We start from the raw sequence: 8,087 nt of genomic DNA, 5'->3' as shown, positions 1-8,087 counted from the left end.
GAGTCAAGATAAAGATAAAAAGTCCATATTAGGGCAAATAAAAAGCTTTAAGACAGATGACAAAACTAAGTCAACTAAGAAAGACCATAGCAAAGATACAGAGAGATAAATATCGGCAGTCTTCGGACTGCCTTTATTTTTTTGTATTTGTGTTTTAGAAAAGTGAATAATATTATGAAAAAAGTGAAGATTTATGCTATAATATAATTGATACAGAATTCATGAATGGAGAGATAGTCATGTTAAAAATCAGCTATAAAAAGCTATTTAAAAAAATGATTGACCTAGATTTAAATAACACAGAATTAATGGAAAAAACAAATATTAGTAGAAGTACATTTTATAAAATGAAAAATGGGGAGAATATTACAACTGACGTATTGTTAAGAATATGTGAAGGATTAAATTGTAATCTTTGCGAAATTATGGAGTTAGTTAAAGATGAAAATGATTGATTATGTTTTAGATAAGACAAATGAATATATTAAGATCGCATCTAAAGAAACTTGAAAAAGAATAGGACAGTTTTTTACGAGTAAAGAAACAGCAAAATTTATGGCATCTTTAATTGAGTTAAATATTAAAAGAGATGAAATATCTATTCTTGATCCAGGAGCTGGCTCTGGAATCCTTTCTGCGGCACTAATTCAGAGAATTATTGATAGTAAACTTATAAAAAAGATAAATTTAACATGTTATGAAACAGATGAAGATATTGTAAATTTGCTGGAAGCTAATTTATATTGGATAAAGGAAAATTCAAATGAATGAAGATAAGTTTTTAGGACCGAGAAAATAAGGGGAGGTGTTTATTATTAAAGGTGAAGTATCTAAAAAAGATTTGATTAGAGAAATTGAAAAAGCCATTAAAAGTGATGAATTGGGAGCATTCATTGGAGCGGGACTATCAATTCCTGCTGGATTTTGTAGTTGGAAAGAACTTCTAAGAGAGCCTGCAAAAGAAATTGGGTTAAATGTTGAAAAAGAAAATGATTTGGTTAGCTTAGCTCAGTATTATGCTAATTCAAAGAAGAGAACATCAATAGATGACTTGATCAAAGTGCAATTTTCTCAATTACTAAAACCTACTGATAATCATAAACTATTATCACAGTTACCGATTTCCACTTTTTGGACGACTAATTATGATAAGTTAATTGAAAAAGCTTTAGAAGATAATATGAAAAAGCCTTATGTAAAAACAACAGATGAGCAATTAAGAGGCACAAATCATGATTTTGATGCAATCGTTTATAAACTACACGGAGATGTAGAAACTCCTGAAGATGCAGTACTTACAAGAAGTGATTATGAAGAATTTGGATATAACAAAAGAAAGTTATTCAGAGAAGTTTTAGAGGGAGATTTGCTTACCAAGACATTTCTATTTTTAGGATTTAGTTTTGAAGATCCAAACTTTAACTATGTAATTGGAAGATTGAGGGTATTGCTCGATGAAAAGAATACAAGAAAACATTACTGTATTATGAAAAGGATCCAAGATACCGATGAGGATTATGAATACAAAAAAGCAAGACAGGAGCTACAAATTGAAGATCTAAATAGATATGGTATTTTTACATATTTAGTAAATAAATATGATGAAATCACTGAAATATTAAGTACTCTTGTTGATAGATTTAGAAGGAAAACAATATTTATATCGGGTAGTGCGTACTCCTATTCGACTTATTCTCAGGAAACTGGAGAAAATTTTATTCATAAACTATCTTTTGAACTATCAAAAAATGGTTATCATATTGTGAATGGATATGGTAAAGGTGTCGGTGATTTTGTATTAAATGGAGTTGCAGATTATTGTTTGACTCATAAGTCCAAAATAAATGATTTTTTAACGCTTATGCCTTTTCCTCAAAATAGTTCATTAGGTATTGATTTAGATAAGCTATATAAAGAAAATAGAGAGCAGATGATTGAAAATTGTGGCATCGCTATATTCATTTTTGGAAACAAAAAAACAGAAGATATTGCACATGGAGTGATGGATGAATTTGAGTTATGTAAAAAACATGGATTAGTATGTTTGCCTATTGAATATACTGGCGGGGCAGCCAAAGAAATATTTAAACAAACAACTCAAGAAATTTTAGACAAACATATAATAAGTGCAATTGAACAGGCAAATAAACAAAGCAATGGCGATATAGATATGTCTATTAAAAACATAGTACAAGCAGTTAAAATATTAAATAAGGAGGAGTTTTAAATGGCAAAAAGACAGGTGTTTTTTAGCTTTCATTACGACAATGATAATTGGAGGGCAGGACAGGTTCGCAACATGGGGAAAGTAGACAGTAGCTCTACCTTTTCAGATAATGACTGGGAGGAAGTAAAAGAAAAAACTGAAAGTAAAATTAAAGAATGGATTGATGAACAGCTAAACAAGCGTTCATGTTTAGTTGTTTTGATTGGAGAAAAAACAGCAAATAGAAAATGGATAAATTATGAAATAAAAAAAGCATACGAGTTAAACAAAGGTATTGTTGGAATTTATATCCACAAGTTGGAGAATGCATTGGGAGAGCAAGATGATAAGGGCAACAATCCTTTTGATTATTTAACATTAGAAGGTGAAAAACTGTCAAAGTATGTTAAATGTTTTGATTCTGTATACTTATCAAGCAAAAATGTTTATAGCGATATTAAAGATAATATTGAAGATTTAATTGAGTATGGAATAGAACATAAACCATCAACTTGGTAATAAATGATGATGGAGAGCAGCTACCTCTCCACCTCCTTCCCATAATAATTTTCATAGTTTTTCCTATAATGAACAAGGTCAGAAAATTGTTCTTTATTTAAAGAATACTCTTGCATAAGGGTGTTCTTTTTTTCTTGCAATTTATCAAGGTTTGATAGTATTTCTTTTGTGTTGGGTAGTTTTTTATAGTTTTCTAAAATTTCTTTAGCAGCTATTTTATAGACGGAAAGTTCACTATAATATTCTTCTGCAAATTGTTTATCTTCAGGATTTTTCTTATGATATTTATAGATTTCACGATACTTGTTTATAGTATTTATATTTTCCATATCTTGAGATAGACTCTTCATTTCAGCTTCAATTTTCTTTATTTCATCTAACAAGTCTTGTCTATCATCTGCAGATTTTTTAATAAGATCATCGAGTTGTGTAATTGAATTAATTCCTTGTTCTCTTAATTTAATTATTGAATCAGCCATTGTTTTGATATTATGTTTTCTTGCCCAAACTTCATAACCTTTTGAGGATTGAGCTTTTTCATTAGTAGATATATCAATGACGTTTCCTACACGTTTTTTAATAGGATTAGTTTTGTTTTTAATAGCTAAATCTATTCTTTCTTTAATTTTTTCTTCGGTATAATCTTCTCCGATAGTCTTTGCCCTTGTAAATCTTTGCTTATCTTTATGACGAAAAGCAATGTGTTTACCAAACTTAATTTCATAATCAAGAGCTTTCATATTTTCTAAAAACTCTTCCCACGAGTTAGACCTATTAATCATTCTATCTATATCAAATTGCAGTTTAGATTTCCAAGAATTTCCTTTCTTGTTTTGGTCATACTCGTACCAAGATTTACCAGCAGTTTTATATTTTCTCTTGTAAGCTTCATAATATTCATCAATGACTGAAAGCTTATTTTCTTTACATAACTCATCACTTTGATATCTGATTTTATGGTAAGTTTTTTTGTTGGATTGGTAGCATTTACCAGTCTTGTAATTAACATTATTAAAAATAATATGGTTATGGATATGCCCTCTATCTATATGAGTTGCAAGAACAAATTCATAATCTTCTTTTAAAATTTTCTTACATAATTCCATTCCAATTTCGTGAGCTTTTATAGGATCAACCTCTCCTGGTAGAAAAGATTGGATCAAATGTCTAGCCAAAACTGTACCTTTAGTATCATTGTCTTCTCGTGTTTTCATAAATTGAATATGAGCAGTAGATGGATGACAATTAAATGAAGATACCAAGACTTTTTCATCAGTTTTTTCGCTCTTAGTAATGTAATCTATTGCCAAATTTAGAGTTGATTTTATAGGATGTATTTTTGTAATTGCCATACTAATCACCAGAACTTTCTTTTGATTTGTTAAGAAGTAGGGAATGGATCTGCCATATTTCTTTTGATAATTTTTCTATCTGATTATTCATAGATTCAATTTCATTCTTGTAAATAACACCAGTTGTATTAGTTGCTTTTGCAATCTGGTTTATATTATTCGTAGCATTTGAGAGTAACCATTGCAGGTTTCTAAATGGTTCTAAATCTACTACATAAATTTCTTTTTCTAATACACATTTCCTAAGAAAGTGGGACATTGTTTTGCAATTAGCAAGTTTCATTTTCTTTTCAAAAACTTCCTTTTCTTCTTTAGTTACTTTTATTTCTATTCTTTCATTTCTAAATCTATTTGCCATTTTATTCTCCTTTATAAAATATATTTCGGGGTCTTAGGGTTCTCCCTAACAAGGTAAAAATTAAAAAAATGGAGCATTCCGTAAAGGGCTGCTCCATTAATTTTTTCGTAAGTGTCCGTACACTTACTGTGCTTGCTATTAAAGTTGTAAGCGTTAAGCGTTTATTAGGTTTTATTAATTATACCGCATTTAAATAAATTAATTAAGAAGTATACGGTAGAGTAGAGCAAAATTTATAATTTGATTGATATTGAAAATATTTTTCAATTAAGATATAATAAAAACCGAGGGAATCCTCGGAAAATAATTGAATGATTGGAGGTATTTTATTGAAAGATAAGGAAACAAAAGTTGGTCAAATTAGAAAAAAAGAAATTCGAGATGCAGCAATGAGATGTTTTTTGAATAAAGGATTTCAGAATACAACAATGGAAGATGTGATTAAAGAAGTTGGCATGAGCACAGGTGGTGTCTATCATCATTATAAAAGCACAGCTGAAATGCTTAAAGATTTAATGCTTGATGGAAATCAGTATAGAAATAATTTAATTGATAATTATTTAGAAGCTCACATAGGTCAAGATAAATATGAACAGATGAGTGAAATTTTAGTGGATAAGTGTCTACCAGATACAGATATTACTAAGGTTTATTCTCTTTTATTACAATCAAAAAAATATAATGAAGATTTAGAAAAGATGTTTCAAGATTTGAAAACAGAAACAGTAAATCAATTAGATTCAATATCTAATAAATTAGGAATTGATTCAAAGATTTTTGAAGATGGTTTTTTAGTAAATTATATAAATGGAATGATATTAAGCTCGCAAGTTCTTAATGCAAGAGATTCATATGATGAGAATAGGAAATATCTAAAAGATACAATTTTAAATTATATTTTAGATTTAGAAAAAAATAGATAACTAAGGAGGTTTCAGAAATGAATAAAAAATTAGAAGTTAGAGATTTAATTAATGTTGGTTTGTTTGCAGTACTTGGGTTTATTTTTATGCTAATAGGCTCATTTACAGCTATGGTTCCTGTTTTGATGCCAATTGTTCCCTTAGTACAGGGAATTTTAGTTGGACCTAGTAACATGCTTTTTTCAACAAAAATTAAGAAGCCAGGAATGCTTTTTATTCAAACAATGCTAATATCTTTAGCTTATGTCATCATGGGTCATGGTCCATGGGCACTTTTAACAGGAGCAATTGCAGGATTTATTGGAGAAATAATATTAAAATCAGGCTCTTATGACAGTAAAGGAAAATCTAGATTAGCATTTTCTTTTTCAAGTCTTTGCACTTTAGGAAACTATGTTCCGATTATCATCTCAAGAAATGAGTATGCACAAGGGCTTTTAAATCAAGGTTATAAGCAAGAATTTATTGACACAATGATGAAAGTTATGCCTGATTGGATTTTAATAGTTATGGCTATTTTAGGATTTATTGGTGCTTTTGTAGGTTGTAGCTTAGGAATTGTGTTTTTGAAAAAACATTTTTCAAAAATTGGTAAGTAAGAATTAGGGAGCGGGTTATTAGATATGATAAGGATAGATTTTAGAGCAAAATTATTTTTAATGATGGTTATTTCTTTTATTATGACAATTGGAAATATTCAAAGCCTAAATCCTATATATTATGTATTAATATGTATGCTCCCTACTTTTTTATTATTTTTATCTGGACATATAAAATCCGGGATTAAATCAATCATACTTTTTATAATATTGAATATTATAGAAATTAATATTAGGGAATTAAATGATTCTATAATATTATCACTTATACACATAGTTATAATTATAATAAAAAGAGTTTTTGCACCTATGGTTATGGGAAATTATATAATTTTAACGACTAGTGTAGGAGAAGCAATTTGTTCATTAAAAAAGGTGAAGTGTCCTGATCAGATAGCCATTCCTGTTGCGGTTATGGTTAGATATTTTTATGCAACAAGAATTGAGTATAGACAAATAAAACAAGCTATTTATTTGAGGGGTATAAGTTTTAGGAAATTTTTAAAGAATCCTATTTTATTAATTGAATATAGGATAATCCCACTATTGATGACCCTATCAAATTCTGCTGATGAATTGACAGTAGCTTCATTAACTAAGGGTCTTGCTGTCAATCAAAATAGATCAAATATTAGAGAAGCAAAGTTAACATTTGCTGACTATTTAATTTTTTTTGTTTCTATTTTAGTTTTATTTTTTTATATAAGAGGTAGAAAATATGCTTAAAATAAGAAAGCTTGATTTATCTTTTGATGATGAAAATATCTTAAAAAATCTAAATTTTGAATGTAAAGCTGGTGAAATTACAGTTATTACAGGACATTCTGGATGTGGAAAAAGCACACTATTAAAAGCAATTAATGGAGTAATACCTGAATACCTTGATGCTAATATTAATGGAGAAATAAAATATAACAGCCTAGATTTACTTAGTAAAAATATATTTGAAAGATCATGTATTATTTCAAATGTATTTCAAAATCCAAAATCTCAATTTTACTGTATGAATTCCACTGAGGAGTTAGCCTTTCAGCTAGAAAATAGAAATACTGACAAGTCAGAGATAATCAATAGAATAAAGAAATACTCAAAACTCTTAAATATAGAATACTTATTAGACAAAAATATATTTGATTTATCTGGTGGAGAAAAGCAAATGATAGCACTTGCAGCTTGTGCAATTTCTGAAAATGATATTATTTTATTAGATGAACCATCTTCATCATTAGATAATGAATCTATAGAAAGGTTAAAAGAAGCCTTAGTGAAATTAAAAGAATTAAATAAGATAATAATTGTTGTGGAACATAGATTATTTTATTTAAAAAATATAATGGATAAGCTATGTATTATTGATAATGGGTCTTTAAATTTATACGAAAAAGAAGATTTAAATGATTATAATTTGAAAGCTATTGCAGAAGGATATGAACTTAGAACATTTAATAAAATAGAGAAAAGTGATTTAGAAATTAATAAATATTATAAAGTGAATTTATTGGATGATAAAAATAATTTTAGCAATGGAGATTTATCATGTCATAATTTTAAGAAAAAATATGAAAAGAATAAAATTTTTGACTTTAGTATTTCCTTTAATAAGGGAGTAAATTTTATCATTGGAAAAAATGGAATAGGGAAAAGTACTTTCATTAAATTATTGACCGGTATTACAAAAGGTCACGGAGATGTATTTGTTAATCAAAAAAAAGTTACAAAACAAAATAAAGAAATTTTTATGGTAATGCAAGATCCTAGCTCCCAGCTTTTTACAGAAAGTGTATTATCGGAAGTATCAACAGTAAGTGAAGATAAAAGCCTAAATGAAAAAATGTTGGAAAAGATGGGATTATTATCAAAGCTTGAAAAACATCCTCAAAGTTTATCGGGAGGAGAGAAGCAAAGATTGTTGATTGCTATAGCAAGGCTTAGTAATAAACCTATTATTATCTTAGATGAGCCTACAAGTGGATTATGTAAACCACAGATGAATACATTAATTAATTTCCTACACGATATGGAGAGAGAAGGAAAACTCATTATAATTATTACACACGATTTTGAATTTATAAAACACTGTGATGGTACAATATATGAATTTCTAAAATAAAATGCAAATGGATACAATTA

General features: G+C 28.2%; 10 protein-coding genes and 1 pseudogene. 9 read left to right on the top strand and 2 right to left on the bottom strand.

What is annotated here, in order from left to right; genetic code table 11:
* From J2S72_RS01580 to J2S72_RS01560, 5 genes and pseudogenes are all read left to right on the top strand, one after another.
* A pseudogene (locus tag J2S72_RS01580) lies at nt 1–109 on the top strand (DNA-binding protein); the annotation flags it as partial.
* Nucleotides 110–239: 130 nt separating this feature from the next.
* Nucleotides 240–455, top strand: a complete 216-nt coding sequence (locus J2S72_RS01575) for a helix-turn-helix domain-containing protein (protein WP_005399336.1) — start codon at nt 240–242, stop codon at nt 453–455.
* A 61-nt stretch (nt 456–516) separates the two neighbouring features.
* Nucleotides 517–771 (top strand): N-6 DNA methylase, encoded by a 255-nt coding sequence (locus J2S72_RS01570; RefSeq protein ID WP_227932434.1) that lies wholly within the window; start codon nt 517–519, stop codon nt 769–771.
* A gap of 34 nt (nt 772–805) precedes the next feature.
* Nucleotides 806–2,227: a Thoeris anti-phage system NAD(+) hydrolase ThsA gene (gene thsA / locus J2S72_RS01565; protein ID WP_023055700.1), complete on the top strand. Its 1,422-nt coding sequence runs from the start codon at nt 806–808 to the stop codon at nt 2,225–2,227.
* Complete coding sequence (locus J2S72_RS01560; protein ID WP_023055723.1) at nt 2,228–2,725, top strand: TIR domain-containing protein; 498 nt, start codon at nt 2,228–2,230, stop codon at nt 2,723–2,725.
* Between the two features lie 20 nt (nt 2,726–2,745).
* Here the strand turns inward: J2S72_RS01560 and J2S72_RS01555 are convergent, their stop codons facing one another.
* Together J2S72_RS01555 and J2S72_RS01550 are read right to left on the bottom strand one after the other, a co-directional pair.
* On the bottom strand, nt 2,746–4,077 hold the full coding sequence (locus J2S72_RS01555; protein ID WP_023055695.1) for a relaxase/mobilization nuclease domain-containing protein: 1,332 nt from the start codon (nt 4,075–4,077) through the stop codon (nt 2,746–2,748).
* 1 nt (nt 4,078) lies between these two features.
* A complete protein-coding gene (locus J2S72_RS01550) occupies nt 4,079–4,435 on the bottom strand; it encodes a plasmid mobilization protein (RefSeq protein ID WP_023055693.1) in 357 nt (118 codons plus the stop codon).
* Between the two features lie 311 nt (nt 4,436–4,746).
* On the opposite strand from J2S72_RS01550, the gene J2S72_RS01545 reads away from it, so the two are divergent.
* From J2S72_RS01545 to J2S72_RS01530, 4 genes are read left to right on the top strand one after another with little or no spacing between them, the layout of a single operon-like run.
* Nucleotides 4,747–5,358, top strand: a complete 612-nt coding sequence (locus J2S72_RS01545; protein ID WP_002836644.1) for a TetR/AcrR family transcriptional regulator — start codon at nt 4,747–4,749, stop codon at nt 5,356–5,358.
* A gap of 17 nt (nt 5,359–5,375) precedes the next feature.
* Nucleotides 5,376–5,957, top strand: a complete 582-nt coding sequence (locus J2S72_RS01540) for an MptD family putative ECF transporter S component (RefSeq protein WP_002836642.1) — start codon at nt 5,376–5,378, stop codon at nt 5,955–5,957.
* Between the two features lie 24 nt (nt 5,958–5,981).
* Complete coding sequence (locus tag J2S72_RS01535; RefSeq protein WP_002836640.1) at nt 5,982–6,683, top strand: energy-coupling factor transporter transmembrane component T; 702 nt, start codon at nt 5,982–5,984, stop codon at nt 6,681–6,683.
* Nucleotides 6,676–8,067 carry an ATP-binding cassette domain-containing protein gene (locus J2S72_RS01530; RefSeq protein WP_002836639.1) on the top strand — a complete coding sequence of 464 codons (1,392 nt, stop codon included), beginning with the start codon at nt 6,676–6,678 and terminating at the stop codon, nt 8,065–8,067. The genes J2S72_RS01535 and J2S72_RS01530 overlap by 8 nt, the downstream gene beginning before the upstream one ends.
* The last annotated feature ends 20 nt before the right edge of the window (nt 8,068–8,087 follow it).

The organism is Peptoniphilus koenoeneniae (assembly GCF_030812875.1).
Classification (GTDB): Bacteria; Bacillota; Clostridia; order Tissierellales; family Peptoniphilaceae; genus Peptoniphilus_B; species Peptoniphilus_B koenoeneniae.
Note: the sequence above shows the minus strand (reverse complement) of the source record. Positions and strands in the feature narration are given on the sequence as shown.

Excerpts from the sequence above, each read along its gene's own strand:
- J2S72_RS01575 (WP_005399336.1), top strand. The coding sequence starts at position 240 with ATGTTAAAAATCAGCTATAAAAAGCTATTTAAAAAAATGATTGACCTA.
- J2S72_RS01560 (WP_023055723.1), top strand. The coding sequence starts at position 2,228 with ATGGCAAAAAGACAGGTGTTTTTTAGCTTTCATTACGACAATGATAAT.
- J2S72_RS01555 (WP_023055695.1), bottom strand. The coding sequence starts at position 4,077 with ATGGCAATTACAAAAATACATCCTATAAAATCAACTCTAAATTTGGCA.
- J2S72_RS01550 (WP_023055693.1), bottom strand. The coding sequence starts at position 4,435 with ATGGCAAATAGATTTAGAAATGAAAGAATAGAAATAAAAGTAACTAAA.
- J2S72_RS01545 (WP_002836644.1), top strand. The coding sequence starts at position 4,747 with ATGATTGGAGGTATTTTATTGAAAGATAAGGAAACAAAAGTTGGTCAA.
- J2S72_RS01540 (WP_002836642.1), top strand. The coding sequence starts at position 5,376 with ATGAATAAAAAATTAGAAGTTAGAGATTTAATTAATGTTGGTTTGTTT.
- J2S72_RS01535 (WP_002836640.1), top strand. The coding sequence starts at position 5,982 with ATGATAAGGATAGATTTTAGAGCAAAATTATTTTTAATGATGGTTATT.
- J2S72_RS01530 (WP_002836639.1), top strand. The coding sequence starts at position 6,676 with ATGCTTAAAATAAGAAAGCTTGATTTATCTTTTGATGATGAAAATATC.